Source organism: Anaerotignum sp. (genome assembly GCF_030625865.1).
GTDB lineage: Bacteria > Bacillota > Clostridia > Lachnospirales > Anaerotignaceae > Chakrabartyella.
In genome coordinates this window covers 29,238-48,062 of sequence record NZ_DAOUQB010000025.1, presented here as the reverse complement: position 1 = coordinate 48,062, position 18,825 = coordinate 29,238, and the positions used below count along the sequence as shown (strand labels likewise).

General features: G+C 37.8%; 17 protein-coding genes. 5 read left to right on the top strand and 12 right to left on the bottom strand.

The window, feature by feature from the left end:
* Positions 1–493: 493 nt before the first annotated feature.
* From P9Q65_RS08785 to P9Q65_RS08765, 5 genes are all read right to left on the bottom strand, one after another.
* Complete coding sequence (locus tag P9Q65_RS08785; RefSeq protein ID WP_304509024.1) at positions 494–673, bottom strand: hypothetical protein; 180 nt, start codon at positions 671–673, stop codon at positions 494–496.
* Between the two features lie 57 nt (positions 674–730).
* Positions 731–1,558, bottom strand: coding sequence for an EcsC family protein (locus tag P9Q65_RS08780; protein WP_304509023.1), 828 nt, complete (start codon positions 1,556–1,558; stop codon positions 731–733).
* A 222-nt stretch (positions 1,559–1,780) separates the two neighbouring features.
* Positions 1,781–2,788 carry a flotillin-like protein FloA gene (floA, locus tag P9Q65_RS08775; protein ID WP_304509022.1) on the bottom strand — a complete coding sequence of 336 codons (1,008 nt, stop codon included), beginning with the start codon at positions 2,786–2,788 and terminating at the stop codon, positions 1,781–1,783.
* A gap of 33 nt (positions 2,789–2,821) precedes the next feature.
* Positions 2,822–3,289 carry an NfeD family protein gene (locus P9Q65_RS08770; protein ID WP_304509021.1) on the bottom strand — a complete coding sequence of 156 codons (468 nt, stop codon included), beginning with the start codon at positions 3,287–3,289 and terminating at the stop codon, positions 2,822–2,824.
* 481 nt (positions 3,290–3,770) lie between these two features.
* Positions 3,771–4,094: a LysM peptidoglycan-binding domain-containing protein gene (locus P9Q65_RS08765; protein WP_304509020.1), complete on the bottom strand. Its 324-nt coding sequence runs from the start codon at positions 4,092–4,094 to the stop codon at positions 3,771–3,773.
* Between the two features lie 218 nt (positions 4,095–4,312).
* Here P9Q65_RS08765 and lexA point away from each other — a divergent pair, with 218 nt between their 5' ends.
* Together lexA and P9Q65_RS08755 are read left to right on the top strand one after the other, a co-directional pair.
* Positions 4,313–4,924, top strand: a complete 612-nt coding sequence (gene lexA / locus P9Q65_RS08760) for a transcriptional repressor LexA (protein ID WP_304509018.1) — start codon at positions 4,313–4,315, stop codon at positions 4,922–4,924.
* 12 nt (positions 4,925–4,936) lie between these two features.
* Positions 4,937–6,877 carry an NAD(+) synthase gene (locus P9Q65_RS08755; RefSeq protein WP_304509017.1) on the top strand — a complete coding sequence of 647 codons (1,941 nt, stop codon included), beginning with the start codon at positions 4,937–4,939 and terminating at the stop codon, positions 6,875–6,877.
* Positions 6,878–6,947: 70 nt separating this feature from the next.
* Here the strand turns inward: P9Q65_RS08755 and P9Q65_RS08750 are convergent, their stop codons facing one another.
* Entirely contained in the window at positions 6,948–8,363 is a 1,416-nt protein-coding gene (locus tag P9Q65_RS08750) for a HAMP domain-containing sensor histidine kinase (protein ID WP_304509015.1), read from the bottom strand.
* 66 nt (positions 8,364–8,429) lie between these two features.
* Between P9Q65_RS08750 and P9Q65_RS08745 the strand changes: the two genes are divergently transcribed.
* Positions 8,430–8,834 carry a hypothetical protein gene (locus P9Q65_RS08745; protein WP_304509014.1) on the top strand — a complete coding sequence of 135 codons (405 nt, stop codon included), beginning with the start codon at positions 8,430–8,432 and terminating at the stop codon, positions 8,832–8,834.
* 151 nt (positions 8,835–8,985) lie between these two features.
* Here P9Q65_RS08745 and P9Q65_RS08740 read toward each other — a convergent pair whose 3' ends face one another.
* From P9Q65_RS08740 to P9Q65_RS08725, 4 genes are all read right to left on the bottom strand, one after another.
* Positions 8,986–9,672 carry a response regulator transcription factor gene (locus P9Q65_RS08740; RefSeq protein WP_304509013.1) on the bottom strand — a complete coding sequence of 229 codons (687 nt, stop codon included), beginning with the start codon at positions 9,670–9,672 and terminating at the stop codon, positions 8,986–8,988.
* Between the two features lie 22 nt (positions 9,673–9,694).
* Complete coding sequence (locus tag P9Q65_RS08735; RefSeq protein ID WP_304509012.1) at positions 9,695–12,064, bottom strand: endonuclease MutS2; 2,370 nt, start codon at positions 12,062–12,064, stop codon at positions 9,695–9,697.
* A gap of 312 nt (positions 12,065–12,376) precedes the next feature.
* On the bottom strand, positions 12,377–14,350 hold the full coding sequence (locus P9Q65_RS08730) for a fructose-1,6-bisphosphatase (protein WP_304509011.1): 1,974 nt from the start codon (positions 14,348–14,350) through the stop codon (positions 12,377–12,379).
* Positions 14,351–14,697: 347 nt separating this feature from the next.
* Positions 14,698–15,528: a hypothetical protein gene (locus P9Q65_RS08725; RefSeq protein ID WP_304509010.1), complete on the bottom strand. Its 831-nt coding sequence runs from the start codon at positions 15,526–15,528 to the stop codon at positions 14,698–14,700.
* A gap of 142 nt (positions 15,529–15,670) precedes the next feature.
* Between P9Q65_RS08725 and ymfI the strand changes: the two genes are divergently transcribed.
* Complete coding sequence (gene ymfI / locus P9Q65_RS08720; RefSeq protein ID WP_442870845.1) at positions 15,671–16,402, top strand: elongation factor P 5-aminopentanone reductase; 732 nt, start codon at positions 15,671–15,673, stop codon at positions 16,400–16,402.
* Positions 16,402–17,091, top strand: a complete 690-nt coding sequence (locus tag P9Q65_RS08715) for a YjjG family noncanonical pyrimidine nucleotidase (RefSeq protein WP_304509008.1) — start codon at positions 16,402–16,404, stop codon at positions 17,089–17,091. The genes ymfI and P9Q65_RS08715 overlap by 1 nt, the downstream gene beginning before the upstream one ends.
* A gap of 154 nt (positions 17,092–17,245) precedes the next feature.
* On the opposite strand, the gene P9Q65_RS08710 is transcribed toward P9Q65_RS08715, so the two are convergent.
* Both P9Q65_RS08710 and tsaD read right to left on the bottom strand, forming a co-directional pair.
* On the bottom strand, positions 17,246–17,773 hold the full coding sequence (locus P9Q65_RS08710; RefSeq protein ID WP_304509007.1) for a GNAT family N-acetyltransferase: 528 nt from the start codon (positions 17,771–17,773) through the stop codon (positions 17,246–17,248).
* 14 nt (positions 17,774–17,787) lie between these two features.
* Positions 17,788–18,816: a tRNA (adenosine(37)-N6)-threonylcarbamoyltransferase complex transferase subunit TsaD gene (tsaD, locus tag P9Q65_RS08705; RefSeq protein ID WP_304509027.1), complete on the bottom strand. Its 1,029-nt coding sequence runs from the start codon at positions 18,814–18,816 to the stop codon at positions 17,788–17,790.
* Positions 18,817–18,825 lie beyond the last annotated feature (9 nt).

The window sequence follows — 18,825 nt, the reverse complement described above, 5'->3', positions numbered from 1 at the left end:
TCTCACCATGCCGCTCCCTCTTTCGCCTTACGGCGTTGGTCGGTCGCTTCATAATCGGTTCAAAGCTCACTAGCTGAATTGACTATGGGTTGTGTGTTTGTATCTCTACTGTTTAGTTTTCAAGGATCAAGTTGATACTTTGTCGCTGTCGTCTTGCGTTGTCAGCGAAGATTATTCTATCAGGTTTGTTTTTGTTTGTCAAGAACTTTTTTCAAAATTTTTAATTTCTACTTCAATTATTCTTTTTCAAAAACACAACTTTTTTTCTTACTTCGTCCTTGCCAATTGGCAGTGACAGTTATTCATTATACACGTTTTTCAAAACTTGTCAATGCTTTTTTCTCCTTTTTTCGAATTATTTTTTGAAATATCGACAAACCTTTTAAAAACAAGGGTTTATCCTTAAAATTTCAACTCAATACTCGGTCTTTACAAGAAAATCCCTTCAAAATTGAAGGGATTTTCCATCAAATTACCTAACACTTAAAACGCTTTACTTTGTATTATTTGTATTGTTTGTTTTATTCATCTTATTTGTTTTATTTACTTTATTTGTCTTGTCACATTTGTTGTTGGACTGAGAACCTGTATCAATGCTATATTCCTGAGCAAATTCAGTTCTGTTTACGTTCTTTTGTGTTCTTTCTGTGGTTTTGTTTGTCTTCTTATCCATACTCAATGCCCTCCCTGGTTTCTTATAGCTTAAATTGTTCGAGGAATTTCCTCGCAGTCATAGTATGGTTTTTCTTTCGTTTTTTATACTTAATCTTTTTTGAATTAAATATCTTTTTTTATACATCCTTGTTACATACCGCATAACCTTCTGATATATAATGGGATTTGCAATACCACCAGCCATACCCACAACAAATATTCCTTGAATAAACTTAGAGAGCAATAATGCCTGAGAAAGAGAATTTGAAGCTTTTTTAATCTCTTCATCTATATTGATAGTAATATCCTCATCTTCTATCAGGTTTATCCAATTTTCTACTTCGGCATCTGCTACGAGCCTTTTATCGGGTTCGCTTAAAGAAGCTGTAATCATTTTCAAAATCAAAACTTGTTCCTTCTCCTTTTTATAGTTATATCCATATCCTATTGCCGTTTCATAGATACCTTTTAATAGAATTGCAAGAAACAGAGGAATATCGGGCAAACCAATCCCCATAGCACCAAGACCGACTCCTTCAGCCATAGTTGCCAAAGTATTGAATCTATTCCCCTTTTTAACTTTCTTATCCAATAGTTTCAGCGATTTACTGTTTGGTCTTTGGTTTACTCGGAAATCATTAACTGCAAAGTCAAGAATTATTTCTTCTTTCTTAAATGTTCTCTCTATTGCATTTGTGCCTTTTGAAAAAATCAATCGAAACGCTTTTTGGAAGCCTTCATTTATTGTAATAATAAGTTTATCCGGAATTTTTTCAGAAATCCCCTGTTTTAATTCAGTGAATTTTGATAAATTTTCTTCTGCCGTTTTTCTTTTTATTTTGTCCAGATTTTTCTCTTCTTTCCTTAAAATCCTTTCCCATTCTTTTTCAAGACTTCTTGACATAAAAATCCCCCTTTTTAGGAAAATAATCTTTTATCAAAAATCATACCTTTCCGATTATATTTTCTATATGTTTTTCTTTTATTAATTTTTAAATAATTTTCCAAATTGCTTGTTATACTCGTGCTGATCGATTCTAAAAGCTATGGAAAATCAACTCCTACATTTAAAAATAAAGACCGCCAATTGGGACGGTCTTCATTCTCATATTTCCACGGACTTTAATTATGCTTTATCTGTGGGTTCAATTTTAGGTTTAATTATATTTGTCAAATCTGCTTTTCCTATATTATTTCTCATGCTGGTATCAGACTGAACATTTTGAATACGATAGTAATCCATTACTCCTAAATTACCGCTGCGTAATGCTTCTGAAAGAGCCATAGGTACTTCTGCCTCTGCTTCCACAACCTTTGCTTTCATATGTTCAACTTCAGCTTTCATTTCCTGCTCTTTTGCAATTGCTGTTGCACGGCGTTCTTCGGCCTTCGCTTGCGCAATTTGTTTGTCAGCCTCTGCCTGCTGAATTTGAAGGTGCGCACCAATATTTCTGCCGATATCTACATCGGCAATGTCAATAGATAAAATCTCAAACGCTGTTCCATTATCAAGACCTTTTGATAAAACAGTTCTAGAAATTAAATCCGGATTTTCCAAAACGCTCTTATGGCTTTGTGATGAACCAACTGTAGTAACAATACCCTCGCCTACTCTGGCAATAATTGTTTCTTCACCAGCACCACCGACCAATCTGGCAAGATTTGCACGAACAGTTACTTTTGCAACAACTTTTACCTCAATCCCATCTATAGCAACTGCAGAAATCCAAGGGGTTTCGATGATTTTTGGGGTTACACTCATCCGAACGGCTTCAAACACATTACGTCCTGCCAAATCAATTGCTGCCGCTCTCTCAAAGGAAAGGTCCAAATTCGCTCTGTGGGCAGCAATAAGTGCATCTACTACATTGTCCACACGCCCACCTGATAATAAATGAGACTCCAGCTGATTTGCATTTACATCCATCCCCGCTTTTTGCGCTTTGATAAGGGGACGAATAATCTTATCCGCACGAACACGACGCAAACGCATACCGATTAATGAGAAAATGCTAACTCTTACCCCAGATGATATAGCCGAAATCCATAAGCCCAATGGTACAAAGCTTAAGAATATCATCACAACAACAATAATAACAATGAGTGGCAGCACCACCGGTATTAAATCAAACATAAATAAATGCCTCCTTATTTCCTTATGATAGTATTACTCCTCATTCCACTCCTTAACTGTAACAATTTTTCCCGAAATTTGAATCACCTTGACTTTTTGATTTTTCTCAATAAAATCTCCCAAAGAACGAACATCAAAGTTTACCCCTTCGATTTCCGCAATACCAAAAGGTCTTAACGTTGTTTGTGTTATTCCAATTTTACCAATTAGACCTGCAAGTTTAGTTTCGTCAAAATCTTGCATCTCCTGCCGATCGTGCAGTACCACCTTATTATACAATCCGCTTTTTTTAGCAATTAAAAGCATGACAAAAAACAAAGCAATCAGCGACACAAGCATGATTAGAAATACAAATACACCATACATTTTGGCTGCTAGAATTGTTGAGCATAATAAAGAGATTATGCCAAAAACACCAAAAACGCCAAAACCGGGTATTAGCATCTCTGCAAAAACAAGCACCAAACCTAATATTGCCAATACTCCGATCCAAGGTAACATATTCTTCCCCTTTCTTATAGCTCTTTTGTTCCAAACAACAGAATCAGGCGGAGCCAAAATACTTTTTTAAATTTTTTTAATTTTACCATATTCAATACCATATAACAATAACTTTAAATAAAAGTAAAAAATGCTTAAGAAATTGACTGCTCATACCATTAAAATATAATAGCACACTGCACTTTAAACTTAATCCAAATTACATTTTACGTTATCATAAGGTTAATATATCTACTTATCGAGCAATCGTGCTTTAATTCAAACACACAAACGCAATAATGATTTTATAGACACATAAACCACCTTTTTCTAACATTTATATGACCTTTAATACCTACTGTTTTATTATGACCAATTTAATTAAAATCTTTGCATTCTCACGCTTCAGTCTCTCTATTTATTTTTATTTTTTTCCATGAGGCTTTATAATTCTCCCATCAAAAATATTTTCATCTTTTTCAAATTGGTTACTCTTGTTAAATTATATTTTTCCTTTTTTGACAGGAACGATCAAACTTTCACCAGCCTTTATGTTCTCAGAACACATTCCATTCACCTTCATAATATCGTAAACCATATGTTCTATATCCTGACTCTCCCCTTTATATTCTTGGGCAATCCCCCAAAGTGTATCACCGGAATGAATCAAAACACACTCATAATACACTTCCATCTCTCTCATGGACTGCGCCCCCATTGCAAAGGTTCCCACGCCTATTATGAATCCTAGTACCAAAAGCAAAAAAACTTTTTCACGAATTGCCTGTGACATTTTAACCAATTCTTTTTCTATATATTTGCCCACACAAAGCACCTCCATACCGAACAAACTTTCTTTTCTTTGTCTTAATAATAACCGAACTTACATTCCTTGTCAATATTATTCTTAATTTTTCCGAACGTAGGTTTGATTTTGTATGTGCTTTATGATATACTATAAAAAATGTAAGAATTTTCTTGTATCGTAATTGTTTTGAATAAATAATTGTTTTTCTACAAAATCTATAAAAAGGAGTGTTATTCATGGCCGATTTGTCATCAAAACAAAGACAAATTTTGGAATATATGAAATCTGAAGTTAGAAAAAAAGGTTATCCACCCTCAGTTAGAGAAATTTGCGAGGCTGTTGGTCTTAAGTCTACATCAACCGTTCATGGTCATCTTGCCAGACTGGAGAAAAAAGGGTTAATACGCCGTGATCCCACCAAGCCCCGTGCAATTGAAATTTTAGCTCCGGACTTTTGTGACTCCCCTCAAAAAGAATTGGTGCAAGTACCTATCATCGGAACGATTACAGCTGGTACACCTATTTTGGCTACGGAAAATATTGAAGATACCTTTCCCATTCCAGTAGAGTATATTCATAATGATACTGTTTTCATGCTTCGCGTAAGAGGAGAAAGCATGATAGAAGCCGGTATATTTGATAAAGACTTAATTCTTGTCCGCCAGCAGAATACCGCAAACAATGGGGATATCGTTGTTGCACTTATTGAAGATTTCGCCACTGTAAAAACCTTTTATAAGGAAAAAGATTTTATCCGTCTTCAGCCGGAAAATGCTTCCATGTCCCCCATTATCGTTCGGGATGTAACTATTTTGGGTAAAGTAATCGGTTTGTTCAGAAAATTCTAAGGAGTGAGAATCATGTTCAACTATGTAAAGGTCGCAGTTGCTGTTCCAAAGCTAAAAGTTGCCGACTGCGTTTTTAATAAAACCGAAATTATGGCAATAATTGACAAAGCCGTGGAGAAAAAAGTAAAAATTCTTACTTTTCCCGAACTTTGCATCACTGCATATACCTGTGCCGATCTCTTTTTTCAAAACCCTTTGTTGGTAGCCGCAGAAAAAACAGTAAGAGAAATTGCAGAAGAAACAAAGGAACTCGATATGCTAATTTTAATTGGCGTACCTGTTTTAACTGATAATCAAACCTTCAACTGTGCTGCTCTTTTACACAAGGGAAAAATTTTAGGTTTGGTTCCGAAAACACTGCTTCCCAACTATAGTGAATTTTATGAAGAAAGATGGTTTGCATCTGCTGACGATTTGATTCATGAAGAAATATCTTATGCAGGACAAGTTGTTCCAATTGGCTCAGATCTTATGTTTACAGCTGAAAATATACCATATCTTAAAGTGGGTGTAGAAATATGCGAAGACTTGTGGGGACCCGTGCCTCCAAGTTCCTATTTAAGCCTGTATGGCGCTACCGTTTTATTAAACCCTTCTGCCAGCAACGAGCTTGCGGCAAAACCGGGTTATCGCCATCAGCTTGTGGCACAACAGTCTTCCCGTTGCATAGCTGCCTATGCATATGCCTCTGCCGGCATTGGGGAGTCCACACAAGATACGGTTTTTAGCGGCCATAGTTTGATTTACGAAAATGGCGTTTTTCTAGGTCAATCAAAACCATTTGCCCGTGATAATCAGCTCATTTGTGCCGATGTGGATTTAGAACTGTTGGCAAGTGAACGACGTAAGCATACAACTTTTATGACTCAGCTCGCAAAATCTGATGCCCAAAGATTCTATCGTGAAATTAAATTTGACATGGCAGAAGGCGAAATGGGTGTATTTTCACGTCCCATTACTGCAAAACCCTTTACTCCCAAAGACGATGCTACTTTAAGCAAGCGTTGCCATGATATTTTTATGATCCAAACAACAGGCTTGGCTCGTCGTATGGAACATGTACATGCCAAAACTCTTGTAATTGGAATTTCCGGTGGCTTAGATTCTACTTTGGCTCTTTTGGTTTGCGTAAAAGCTTGTGATTTTTTAGGTGTCCCTAGAGACCATGTTTTAGGTGTCACCATGCCGGGCTTTGGCACAACTGATCGCACCTATCAAAATGCCCTAAATTTGATGAAGTCACTGGGTGTCAGCATTCGAGAAATTTCTATTCGTGATGCTTCCCTTCAACATTTTAAAGATATTGGTCACAATCCAGATGTCCACGACATTACTTACGAAAATACCCAAGCGAGAGAACGAACACAAATCCTCATGGATATTTCAAATCAAACGGGAGGCATCGTTGTTGGAACGGGTGACTTGTCAGAATTAGCCCTTGGCTGGGCAACCTATAATGGCGACCATATGTCAATGTATGGTATTAATGCCGGCATTCCCAAAACACTGGTTCGTGTTTTAGTTCATTGGGTTGCCAGCACAGGGGAACTGGATAAAGCAGCTTCGGAAATTCTTTTGGACGTTTTAGACACCCCTGTAAGCCCAGAATTGCTTCCTCCTGATGAAAACGGAAATATCAACCAAAAAACGGAGGATTTGGTAGGTCCCTATGAACTACATGACTTTTTCCTGTACCAGATTATCCGATTTGGTTTTTCACCTGCAAAGGTTCTATTCTTGGCAGAGCAGGCCTTTGGTAATAGCTACCCCAGAGAAACCCTTTTGAAATGGCTGAAAAACTTCTACCGTCGTTTCTTCATGCAGCAATTCAAACGTTCCTGCCTGCCCGATGGACCAAAAGTTGGTGCCTTGTGTCTGTCTCCCAGAAGTGATTGGCGTATGCCAACTGATGCTTCTAACCGTGTGTGGATGGATGAAGTAGAAAAACTATAAACAGATTTTCTTGGATTTTTACTATAAAAAAAACAGTGTCTACTGTAGAACTTACAATAGACACTGTTTTTTATTCCTCTGCCAACTTTAGTGAAAATATAAAGGTACTACCTTCCCCTTCCACACTTTTCACCGTGATTCCCTCGTCATGAGCTTGCAAAAATTCTCTTACAATAGCTAGCCCAATCCCACTTCCATGCATATCTTGATTTCTGGTTCTGTCCGCTTTATAAAAGCGATCAAAAATATATTTCTGATCCTCTTGTCTAATACCAATGCCATGATCTTTTATAGAAACCAATACCTTTTTCCGCTCAGTTTTTGTAGTTTCCACCTCTATCAGCCCCCCCACAGGTGAGAATTTCACCGCATTGCTGAGGAGATTTTGTATCACACGGGAAATCTTATCGACATCACCGTGAATAATAGTCACTTGGTCAGCAAAAATTGCTTTTATTACAGCATTTTTCTCATTTAACTGCGGCTCCAATAAATTAATATTATCTCGAATTAGCCCATTCAGGTCAAAGTCCGATTCATCTAAAATAATTTTACTGCTTTCCGCACGGCTTAAATCAACAATTCCCTCTGTTAACCGGGAAAGACGCATGGTTTCCTCCAAAACAATTTGCAAATACCTTTCCTGTTTTTCTATAGGTACGGTACCATCCAGCATTGCTGTTAAAAATCCCTGCATAGAAGTTAGAGGTGAACGCAAATCGTGGGATACATTAGCAATAAAATCTCGTCTTGTCTTATCGTTGTTTTGCAGACTTTCTGCCATATCGTTAAAACTTTTCGCCAGTTCCCCCAACTCGTCTTTGCTTATAATATCCACCCTGTGATCAAAATTCCCACTGGCAATAACCTTAGCTGCTTCGTTCATCTCTTTAATGGGTCGAGTCATTTTTTTTGAGGTAGCATAACTAACAACAATGGCAAAAAGAAATACAACAAAAATACTGACAACCCCCACCTGATACATTTGATATAGGGATTGTTCCATTTCTGGCATAGAGCGACACATAAAAATTCCGGCCATTTCTCCTACAGAAAGGGGATACCCCACTACCAGCATGGGAACATCAAACAATCCAGCGGCCTTGGTTTCCATGGAAACAATGTTGCCATCTTTTACACCTGCCACCAATTCATCATAGGCAAAGGACTGCCCAATCATCATTTCATCAAGTCCCGGGGATGCCAAAACAACAACTCCATTAGAATTGACCATTAAAATTCCTGCTCCCATATACTCCTCTAATACTTGAAGTTCATAGCTTAAATTGCTTAAGTTTCCCGTTCTGTAAGCATTGGAAAAAGCAGCGGAAACCTTTCGCCCTTGTTGGATAAGTTCATTCCGTTTTTCCTTCATATAATGCTGCGTATAGACAACAGAAAGTATTCCTCCTAATATCAGTACACAAATCACAATTGTACCTATGTACTGCAACATTTGTTTTTTTACAATTGACTCTTTCCGCATTATTTTACCTCCAAATAATACATCAAAAATACTTCCAAAATTCTGAAAAAATGTTATAATGAATGAATGTATGTATCCAATGAAGAAAGGAGAGAAACGGTACTACCGTTTTACAACCCCATGAATAAAAACTCAAATCAAAAACCAAACAAAAAAAAGCACGCTGTTACTGATATTATTTTAATGTGTCTTGGTCTTTTCATTTTAATTCGAACACCTTGGTCAAATATGAATAGCTTTTATTATCTTCTTTTTTTCCTCTACATTTTCTGTATTATGATGCGCCTTACAAACATTAGAAAGCAACACGCTAAAAAAATAGAAATGGAGCAAAAAAAAGCTGAAGCAGAAATCAAAGCTCTGGAAGAAAAAACCGATGATGCTCCATCCTCTAATAAAGAAGATGTTAAAGGGGATCCATCCGTAACGCCACAAGAAAATACTGACTCCCCAAAAGATTTACAACCCTAAAATTATCATTCTTGCATTACAAAAGATTCATTTATGTAAGGCGGCTATTGACATTAGCCGCCTTTTTGGTTCCCATAACCCCGTAGCATTAGCACTTACCATTTTTTGTTATTTCTATGGTTCTTTTGTGAAGTGTATAAAATTTTTCAAATCACTTCTTGCCAAATTTATATCCTACACTCCAAACGGTTAATATTCCCCACTCATCATCCTGATGAAGCTTCTCTCGGATTCGCTTTACATGCACATCAACCGTTCTTGTGTCTCCAACATATTCATAGCCCCAAATTTGATCCAAAAGCTGTTCTCTGGTAAATACACGGTTTGGGTGCTCTGCCAAATAATATAAAAGTTCAAATTCTTTTGGCGGAAATTCTAAGCTTTTCCCATGATAAGAAACGGAATAATTCGAAATATTAATCTCCAAATTAGGATACCTCAAAATATTGGCATCCCCAGGTTGCTTTGGCTCATACCGTCGTAAAACAGCCTTTACTCTGGCTACCAACTCTTTGGACTCAAAAGGCTTAACCATGTAATCATCTGCTCCAAGTTCAAGCCCAAGCACTTTATCAAATGTTTCTCCTTTTGCGGTCAGCATAATGATAGGCACATTGCTTGATTTCCGAATTTCAGTGCATACTTGATACCCATCCAAGCCGGGCAGCATCAAATCTAAAATGACTAAATCAGGCTTAATTTCTGCCGCTTCTTTCAGTGCTTCTTTGCCGTCATAAGCCTCCTTGGTATCATACCCCTCCTTCTCTAAATAAAGAGAAATCAGTTCTGCAATATGCTTATCATCATCCACAATCAATATCTTTTGTTTCCCACTCATGAAAATCCCCCCTGACACTTGTCTACTTCAATTCTACCACGGTAACACCCGCTTCGCCCTCGCCGTACACCCCAGGCCTTTGGCTTTTCACATGAGAATTTGTTCTAAGATAGCTTTGCACTCCGGCCCGTAATGCTCCTGTTCCCTTTCCGTGAATAATCACAATCTGCTTCAGTCCTGATAAATAGGCATCATCAATATACTTGTCTATGTTGGCCAATGCCTCGTCCACAAGTTGCCCCCTGCAATCAATTTCCGCTGAAATAAATTGACTCTTTGCAACTTTAGCCTTGGGTGCTTGTCTTTGCTTTTTTTCCATAGGTCTGGGCGTGTCATCCATCATCAGCTCTGCCAAAGGAATTTTTGCTTTCATGATCCCCATTTGTACCATAACTTCCTTGTTCTTATCCGGAGGTGAAATTACTTCTCCGTTTTGGTCAAAGGAAATTACATAAACCCGGTCCCCCGCCTGTAATTTTTCAGGCACTTTGTGGTTGGGTTTTACCTTCTTGGACTTTAAAAAATCTTCTTGCACAGAAGATAGCTTTTCCTTTAGCTTTGCTCTATTTTCATTCAGTTTTTGTTGATTTCCTTTTTCTTTTGCCTGTCTGTTCATTTCTTTAATGATACTGTCCGCTTCTTCCTTTGCTTGTGCATAAATTAGCTTTGCTTCTTCTCGTGCTTTTTGTAATATTTTTTCTTTCTGTTCTCTGGTTTTTTCTTTTTGCCGTTCTACTTCAAGCTTAAGACTTTCTGCCTCTTTGCGGTACTGCTCTGCTCGTTCTTGTTCAAATACCACAGATTTCTTGCTAATTTCCAAATCTGTAATCACGTCTTCAAACCGTGCTTCATCTTGGCTAATAAATTCCCTTGCACTTTCTAAAACATATTCCTGTAAACCCAATCGCTTGGAAATTGCAAAGGCATTGCTTTTTCCGGGAATCCCAATGAGTAAACGATAGGTTGGACGTAATGTTTCCACATCAAACTCGCAACAGGCATTCTCAACCCCCTCCGTAGAGAGAGCATAAACCTTGAGTTCACTGTAATGCGTGGTCACTGCTGTTCGTATTTTTCTTTCTTTTAAAGCTTGAATAATGGCAATTGCAAGGGCAGCCCCTTCCGTAGGATCCGTACCCGCACCCAATTCATCAAAAAGAACCAAGGAATCATCCGTTACTTCTTCCATAATCCTCACAATATTCGTCATATGCGCTGAAAAGGTACTCAAGCTTTGCTCAATACTTTGCTCATCTCCAATATCGGCAAAAACATTATCAAAAATTGCCAATTGGGAATGGTCAAAGGCAGGAATATGCAACCCCGCCTGACCCATCAGTGTAAATAAACCAAGAGTTTTTATGGCAACTGTCTTACCACCTGTATTGGGCCCAGTAATTAATAACGTTGTAAAATCTTTTCCCAAATAAATATTAATGGGGACAACTGCTTTTTCATCTAATAAAGGATGTCTTGCTTTTTGAATATTAATATATCCCCTTGTGTTAAATAAAGGTTGTGTGCCCCCCATGGAAATAGATAAAGCCCCTTTTGCAAAAATAAAATCCATTTGTGTCAAAAGTTCCAAATCCGCTTCCAAAATCAGTGTGTTTTCCGTAACCAAACTTGATAACTCAACTAGAATTTTACGAATTTCGTCCTTTTCCTTTGCTTGCAACTCTTTAATCTTATTATTTAATTGGATGACACTTAAAGGCTCCATAAATAGGGTTGCCCCTGTATTAGATTGATCATGAATCATACCCGGAAAGCTGTTTCTATATTCACTTTTTACAGGAACGCAGTAACGGTCATTTCGAATGGTTATTACAAAATCCTGCAACATATTTCTGTATGCCGAGGAAGAAATTACCCCATTCAGATGATCCCTTACCTTTTCATTGGAAGCTTTAATTTCCTTACGAATATTTCGAAGTTCACTGCTTGCATCATCAGAAATTTCTGTCTCCGAAAGAATACAACGGCTGATTTCATTTTCCAAAGACGGCAATGGTGCCAATAATTCAAAATATTCATCCATTCGCTCATAGGATTCCGTTTTATTTTCATGCTTTCCGTAATTCTTGATCTTACGGCATACATACAAAAACTCCCCAATGCCCATCAATTCTGAAATAGAGAGAACCCCTGCCATACTTGCTCGCTTTAACTGGGGTCTGATTTCACGAAAGCCACCAAAAGAAGGGGTCCCTTTCCGCAAAATCATGCCTGTGGCTTCCGAGGTTTCCTGCTGCCAAAGGGCTATGTCGCTCATTGTTGTTGCCGGGTGCAATTCCCTGGAACGTTCCTTGGCCATAGGGGAAACGGCAAGTCCCGCTAATTTTTCAATTATTTTGTCATACTCCAGTGTACGTAATACTTTTTTGTTCATCATAATACCTCGTTCGTTTCGTTAAGAATACTATTGTTTATTATATCCTTTATCCTTTAGTATACCATAAATAGAAAAAAGGAATGAAAAATTTCAAACTTTCTTCTATGCCAAACCCTAAGAATCTTTTAAAATCATTTTTAATTATATATTATATCATAGAAAAAAGGGCAAAAACAATTTTTTCGCCCCTATTTATAAAACCTTATGCTTTTTCTTAAATAGCTCTTTTTCGTGAGACAGGATAACACTTTAAAGAAATCCACAAGACCGCCTTTCCCAGTTTTCTAAGGATTGGCGGTCTTGTGATTCTTATTGTTCTTTGATTAAGCCGTTCTTGTATGCATAAAGCAGTTTTTCTAATTCTTCAATACTTTCTAATAATTTTTTACCAATATCTGTATCTCTTACTCGAATACGATCTTGGGTATACTGCAATGCAACCGTAGAGGAAAGAATATCTTTTTCCTCTGCAATAGCCACTTCCGTGGAAACAAAAGGTTCGTGAGAAACCAATACCAGACCATGGGAGTTATAAATCAAAGTATAACCGGCAATGCCTGTTACTTTCTGATATGCCTTGGCAAATCCACCATCAATCACAAAAAGTCTTCCGTTTGCTTTAATGGGGCTCTCTCCTTTTGATACCTTCACGGGCACATGACCATTGATAATATGGGAAGTATCGGGATCAAGACCAAAAGCCGATAGTACCATTTTGCAGACACTCTCTTCGTTTCGCAAAGAATAATATGGATTACTAACCTCTTTATGGGTTGTTTTATCATCAATAAAATACCGCTCAAAGGTTGTCATTTTTTTCTTTCCAAATAACGGAGAATCCTCCCCACACCATAAATACCAAATAATATCCATGCACTCCCGTTTGTTTGCACTATGGGGCTTGCTGAAGTACCCTTCTCTAACAGATCTTTCTACTTCATCCAAGTATTCTTTTCCGAAATACTTCTTACCACGGAAAGTCACAGTTTTTATGGTTCCATCTTCATTCATAGGAATCCCCCCATGGAACAAAAGGTTGGAATTAAAAATAGTATACATACTTCCTTTACTGTAAAGAACACGAATATGCTCCTGCAATTTTTGGCTGTTTACAAAAGAGGATTTTACTTTATCCATTACAAATTGTTCTTCCGGTGTCAACTTATAGGGATCCTTTGGATCAATGGTTGGAAAGTTCGTATCATTCATCTGATATTCTTTTCCCTCAATTTTGATCGTTCCCTTTTCAAAATTAATTTTATCCAATAACAAACGATTGTCCATCTTAAATTCAGGGTGACGCTTAATGATTTGTGCTTCCATTTTCCATTGCAATACAGAAATTGCTTTATGCATTTTGGCAATCATATTGAAATCCTTGTCGTTCAGTTCTTCCGTGCCTTTTGGCGCAAACTGCGTGCAAGGATCGTTTGCATAGTTCTCCATAGCAAAAGTTGCCAATGGGATCAAGTTAATCCCGTAATCCTCTTCAATGGTATCCAAATTTGCATATCTGGTTTGAATACGTAAGACGTTACAGATTAACGACTGACAGCCTGCCGCCGCTCCCATCCAAGCAATATCGTGGTTGCCCCACTGAATATCAACAGAATGATATTGAGCCAAGATATCCATAATCGTCGCAGCATTAGGTCCTCTGTCATAAATATCTCCGATTACGTGAAGCTGATCAATGGCCAGTCTTTGAATCAGGTTCGCCAATGCAATAATAAAACGATCCGCCTGATCCAGATCAATAATGGTGCGAATAATTTCGTTATAGTACATTTCCTTGTCCCGGCTTACGCTGTCTTCGTGAAGCAACTCTTCAATAATATAAGAAAACTCTTTGGGAAGTGCCTTTCTAACTTTGGAACGTGTGTATTTAGAAGAAACGACTTTACAAATACGAACCAGTCTATGTAACGTAATTTTATACCAGTCATTCAAATCTTCTTCCTGTTCCATCATCATTTCCAGCTTTTTTTCCGGATAATAAATCAAAGTTGCCAAAGCTTTCTTCTCACTTTCCAGCAAACTTGCACCGAAAATTGCACTGATATGGTTTTTAATAACCCCGGATGCATTTCGTAAAACATGACTAAAGGATTCCGCTTCTCCATGAATATCAGAAACAAAATGTTCTGTGCCCTTTGGCAAATTTAATATGGCTTTAAGGTTCATTACCTCTGTTGCCGCGCTATTAATATTTTTATACTGATTTGAAAGTAATTTTATATACTTCATTTCTTCCTGTGAAAAGGATTGCTCTATCGAATACATCTTTTGCCCACCATTCTTTCAAATATAAAGATTATCTAATTTATTATAGCAGAGGGTTTTTTCTTTTCCTAGACTTTTTTAAAAATATTTTTCCAAATCGGGACATTTTTCATCCCACGCAATTCTGATTCTTCGATTTTCGTTATATATTTACGGTAAAAATGCTTTTTTACTCTTATCAGGCGGTTTCAAAATCCCTTTTTGTTCTTGTGCCAGAATAACAACAAATCACCATAAATCGCCCATGGTATTTTTTATTTGACATCTGAGATAATGGCTACCTTCCTAAAAACTGCAAAAATAAAAGGCTTTTTCTCATATACTTAAGAAAAAAGCCTCAAATTTAACTAGTTTTTGTCCTCGTTAGATGCATCTTCCGTTGCATATTCCGTTGGCATATATCTATTTCCCAACAAAACCACTTCTCTGTTCATAAATAAAACCGTCATTGCAATAAAAGCAAAACTTCCTGATATGTATGTCAAAGTAAAATATAAAATATCAGTTCCGATATGCTCCGGCAAAAGCAGACATACATTGCTAATAATCCAGTCCCATCCGGCTGTAACAAAGGAAATTACAATAAGAAAAAGCAAGGTTTTCCAAAATTTACCTTGGGTCAATTTTCTGCTGTATTCCAGGGCCTTCCAGCCCTTTATTTCTTTTAAACCAATGGCATATATGTAAAACGTCCAAATTACACCAAGATATATACCTGGAATAATAAAAAATAAAGTTGCAGCAAAAATCAATAAACAACAAGGAATGCCAGTTATAATTACTTTCCAAAGACAGTTCAGCGCTTCTCCAATGGCATCTTTCACATGAATGGGCTCATTGTTTATATAGTTTTTTGTAATTTTCGCAACTGAAATAACCCCAATTGGCTCCAAAAACAACAGCACTGCCATCTGCAACGCATGATTTTCAAAAAAATCCAGAAACACAGAAGAATGCGCAGAAAAATTTTCAAAAGCCTCACCTGATTCAATAAGATTCATAACAATCGCTGTGCTGGTGCTTAGTTTATCCAAAATCATTGCATTCAAAATACTAATGGGGAAAAAAAGCATAATTACTACAACCATAATAGGTCTAAAATTTTTAATCAATAAGTTTATGGATATGGATAAAATTTCCATAATCCCCAATTCTCTGTTCTTTATCGCTTCTAACATACTTCCACCCTTTCTGACAAAAAGTCAATAGATTAAGTATACCTCATTCTTATAAAAATTCCAACTGCTTTGCGCCTTGTATTTCTTAAGAATTTCCGCTACAATATTAAAAACATTAGAAAGCAGTGATAATATGAGTTTAATGGGTAAAACCGTTTTTATAACCGGATCTTCCCGTGGCATTGGACAGGCAATTGCTTTTGCTTTTGCCGAAAAAGGCTGTAATATCGTCCTAAATGCGTCTCAAAGCAAAGAGGCTCTTTTTGCCACAGAACAAAAACTAAAACAAGCTAATGTTCCCGTTCTCCCTCTTCTTGGTGACATTTCTGAGTACGAAACTTGCGAAAAAATGTTTCATAAAATAGAAAGCACTTTTGGCAGTGTGGATATATTAATTAACAATGCGGGCATCTCCCACATAGGGCTTTTTACTGATATGACACCCCAAGAATGGCAAAGGCTTACCGCAGTTAACCTGTATTCCGTATTTAATTGTACCCATCTTGCCGTACCATCCATGGTACGAAAAAAAACCGGTACTATTATCAATATTTCATCCATGTGGGGAGAAATGGGTGCCTCCTGCGAAGCCGTCTACTCTGCCACAAAGGGTGGAATCAATAGCTTCACCAAGGCAATGGCAAAAGAGCTCGGGCCATCAGGAATTCGGGTAAATGCCCTAGCCTGTGGTGTTATAGAGACACAAATGAACGCTTGCTTTGATGAAGAGGAACGTACAGCCTTAACCGATGAAATCCCTTTAATGCGCTTTGGAACCACGGAAGAAGTAGCAAAAACGGCAATCTTTTTGGCTGATGAAGACGCCTCTTATCTAACGGGGCAAGTTATCACTTTAGACGGAGGTATGCACTAATGAAAAAGAAGTTTTTGCTGTTCGATATTGACCGTACCCTCTTAGACTTTTCAACATCCGAACAAAAGGCTCTGAAAAAAAGCTTTGACGCTTTGGGAATTCCTTTTACCCAAGAAATTCTTGACTGGTATCTTGTGCATAACCATATGCTTTGGACTAGCTATGAAAATGGTCTGATGCCTCGTGATGTGATTTTTCAAAATCGTTTTACCGAAACTTTTTCTCAATTTTCCATCGATGCAGATGGCCACTTGATGGAAAAGACATACCGCCAGGCTTTATCCGAAGGGATTGATTTAGTTGAAAATGCTCTGGATGTCATTACAAGACTGTCCAAAACCCACATTCTCTACATCGTAACCAACGGCCTTGCTTCTACTCAAGAAAAACGCTTAATCGGCTCTGGTCTTGCACCTTTCTTTCAAGGCTCTTTTGTATCGGAAATCATGGGATTTCAGAAACCAATGCTTGAGTATTTTGACTATTGTTTTGAACATATTCCAAACTTTCAGAAAAGTGAGGCTATCATCATTGGCGATTCCCTCTCCTCAGATATTCAAGGCGGCATTACAGCGGGCATTGATACCTGCTGGTTTAATCCAGCCCATCTTTCCAATGAAACCCCATTTCAGCCCACCTATGAAATTCATAATCTGCTGGAGCTATTGCCCCTTCTTGAAATTAATTAAAATAGAAGTACATAACGTATATGAAAACGGTAGCCGAAAATTCTCAGCTACCGTTCTTAACATATAAAAAATTACAAAAAGAGGAACCTAACTCCCATAAAATTCATATCTTATCTCTTCCCAATACTGATTTCTAAATTACATGAGCGCTCCGTTAGTCAATTACCCTTTTTTCCATACACACTAAGTTTTCCCATATAACATTTTGAAAATGGAAAAGACATTTCCCTGATAATCGAAACCCCAGTTTTGAATATAAGCCAATAGCAGGGGAATTGCCTTCATATGTATCAAGTCTGATGGTTTTACATTTTAAATGCTGGGCATATTTTTCTGTAAATGCAACAAATTCTCTCCCAAATCCTTTTCCATAACAATCAGGTCTGATGCAAAGGGTATGTATCACCAAAACTTCATGCACTTCTCCTGGAATTTCCCAAGAAATATTTTCGTATTCCTTTGGCTGAATATGGTTTAAGATTACGCATCCGAAAAGCCGCCCATCTTTATCTTCTCCAACAAAAAGCGTATCCTCTGCCAATGCCTTTTCTCCGTCTGCTCTGGTGGGATAAAGCCCCTTTTGCCAGTTGGTATAGCTAACAGATGCCGCTTCATAGTCCAAAACTTCATCATATATTGCTGCAACTTCATTTAAATCACGCCCCAACGCCTTACGAATCAAAGCATCACCCCCATTTATCTTTCCCCTAATTTCAAACTAGGATTTGCATTTAAATCCAAACCATCCCGTACACCGGCTAGATATTCGTAATACGCCGCACATCCAATCATCGCCGCATTATCAGTGCAAAGAATGGGAGACGGTATGCTTAGCTGAAACCCTTCCTTTTCACAAGCAAGTCTCATTTGATCTCGAAGGGCACTATTTGATGCTACACCTCCCGCCAAAGCAATCTTGCTAACATGCCTATCCTTAGCGGCTTTTATGGTCTTGCTCACTAAGACCTCTACAACAGATTGTTGAAAGCTTGCGGCAATATCCTCAGGGTTGATTTCCGCCTCCATCATCTTCTGTTTATTTACATAGTTTAAAACTGCTGATTTTAAACCACTAAAGCTGAAATCATAGCTGTCCTCTTCTAAAAATACCCGGGGGAATTTCACTGCCTCAGGATTTCCCTTTTTCGCCGCTGCATCAATTTTCGGTCCTCCGGGATAGCCCATTCCAATAGCCCTTGCAACTTTGTCGTAAGCCTCTCCTGCGGCATCGTCTCTTGTTCTACCTAAAATTTCATATTTTCCATAATCAGAAACGAAAACCAAATGAGAGTGTCCTCCGGAAACAACCAAAGCCATATATGGGGGTTCAAAATCTTTGTTCTCAATATAATTGGCGCAAATATGTCCCTCTATATGATGCACACCAATGAGAGGCTTATTTGCCGCAAAAGCAAGGGCCTTCGCTTCCGCCAAGCCAACCAATAAAGCACCTACCAAACCGGGACCGTAGGTGACACCAATGGCATCTACTTCATCTAAGGTAAGTCCTGCTTCCTGCAATGCCCGGGTAATTACACCATCTATTGCCTCAATATGCTTTCTTGATGCAATTTCCGGCACAACACCACCATATAGAGTATGCAAATCAATCTGAGACGAAATAATATTAGAAAGTACCTCGCGTCCATTTTTCACCACAGCCGCTGCCGTTTCGTCACAGGAGCTTTCAATTGCCAATATATAAATATCTTTTTTATCTTCCATCATTTTTTT